Annotated in this window: 3 protein-coding genes; 1 reads left to right on the top strand and 2 read right to left on the bottom strand. The window is 37.5% G+C overall.

Going from position 1 to position 1,189, the window contains the following annotated elements:
• A partial coding sequence (locus D1641_RS18910) for a hypothetical protein (RefSeq protein WP_160668540.1) occupies nucleotides 1-224 on the top strand: 224 nt, incomplete at its 5' end.
• A 159-nt stretch (nucleotides 225-383) separates the two neighbouring features.
• Here the strand turns inward: D1641_RS18910 and D1641_RS18905 are convergent.
• Complete coding sequence (locus D1641_RS18905) at nucleotides 384-818, bottom strand: hypothetical protein (RefSeq protein WP_160668538.1); 435 nt, start codon at nucleotides 816-818, stop codon at nucleotides 384-386.
• 65 nt (nucleotides 819-883) lie between these two features.
• Nucleotides 884-1,189, bottom strand: a 306-nt coding sequence (locus D1641_RS18900) for a hypothetical protein (RefSeq protein ID WP_160668536.1), incomplete at its 5' end; no start/stop codon positions are given.

The following is a 1,189-nucleotide window of genomic DNA, read 5'->3' as shown; positions in this document are numbered from 1 at the left end:
CGTTCAAGGCCATTGTCGGTGCGGATCGTCAGGCAGCACAGGAGCCAAGTGCTGCCGATCAGCCGATATCGGCTGGATGGAAGAACAAAGACCGGGTACAGAGGTCCTATTTCATAGATCGTGATTTGGATAAGGCTATACGGAAGATGGCACTGGAAGAGGAAAAAAAACTTACTGAGATAGTCAATGATATTTTAAGAAAAGGACTGGAAGATTATCTGTAATTTGAAGGATTGGGAGGCCCGCATAAACTGGGGTAAGGCTGATATAGGTGAGAGTTATAATTCGACGCATGACATTTGATTCTGACAGCAAGAGCTGGCACAGTCTTTAATAAGACTGTGCCAGCTCTGCTCAGACTCAAACAACAAAATTTTGATATCTTATTGTGAGAAAAGTTTTCTCACAAATACCTCAAGATCATTGTTTGGAGAGGTAATGCTGTAAACATACCATTTATTGTAATTTAGGTGGTTTATCAAGACTTCATTCGAAGCTAATAATACTTCATAACGCTTATAATCCTCAGTCTCAAAAAAGAATCTTGCATAGGAATTTTGGATAGCGCTACGTTCATGGAGTTTTTTGATTTTTGTTTGTGAAAATAGCTGTATCATAGTTTCAACTTGTTCTGAATCTAACTTAATCTCTGTATTTATGCAATCGTTTGCATCGCAAATCGAGGCATTCATAATATTTGTTGATTCAATATCAAGAAAATATAATAATGTAGACTCTAGAGTGTACCGGTGTAAGATAGCAATTCCAGTGAAAAACAACAAAATCGCACTTAAAGTAATAAGACCGCGTTTAGTCATCTTCATGTCCTTTTTGTATTACTGAAGTAGAGTATCGTCTTACTTCACAAAACTTGTGGAACCGATTACTCCCATCTGAAGTCTCCAAATACAAATTCGTAATCTCCAACAACAGCATCTAACGATTCAATACGCTTGAGAAACATATGAGTATGTGCCATTTTCCAAGGATCTGAATAACTTTCGCTTTCCCAAGTTACTACCTTTCCAATAATCTGTAAAACTCTGCTTCCACCAGAATAACCATTATCGTCTACATAACATGCACGGATATACGGGTTTTTGATAACAACATTCTCGGCTTCAAGTGCATGTTGCCAGTCCTCAAAGAAGTCAGAATAAACATATACAAACTTCTGATAAAAGTCATA

The sequence above is a fragment of the Colidextribacter sp. OB.20 genome (genome assembly GCF_009911595.1).
GTDB lineage: Bacteria > Bacillota > Clostridia > Oscillospirales > Oscillospiraceae > Lawsonibacter.
The sequence above is the reverse complement of the archived record's forward strand: the minus strand, read 5'-3'. Positions and strand labels throughout refer to the sequence as shown.

Coding starts and splice junctions, on each gene's coding strand:
- D1641_RS18905 (WP_160668538.1), bottom strand. CDS start 818: ATGACTAAACGCGGTCTTATTACTTTAAGTGCGATTTTGTTGTTTTTC.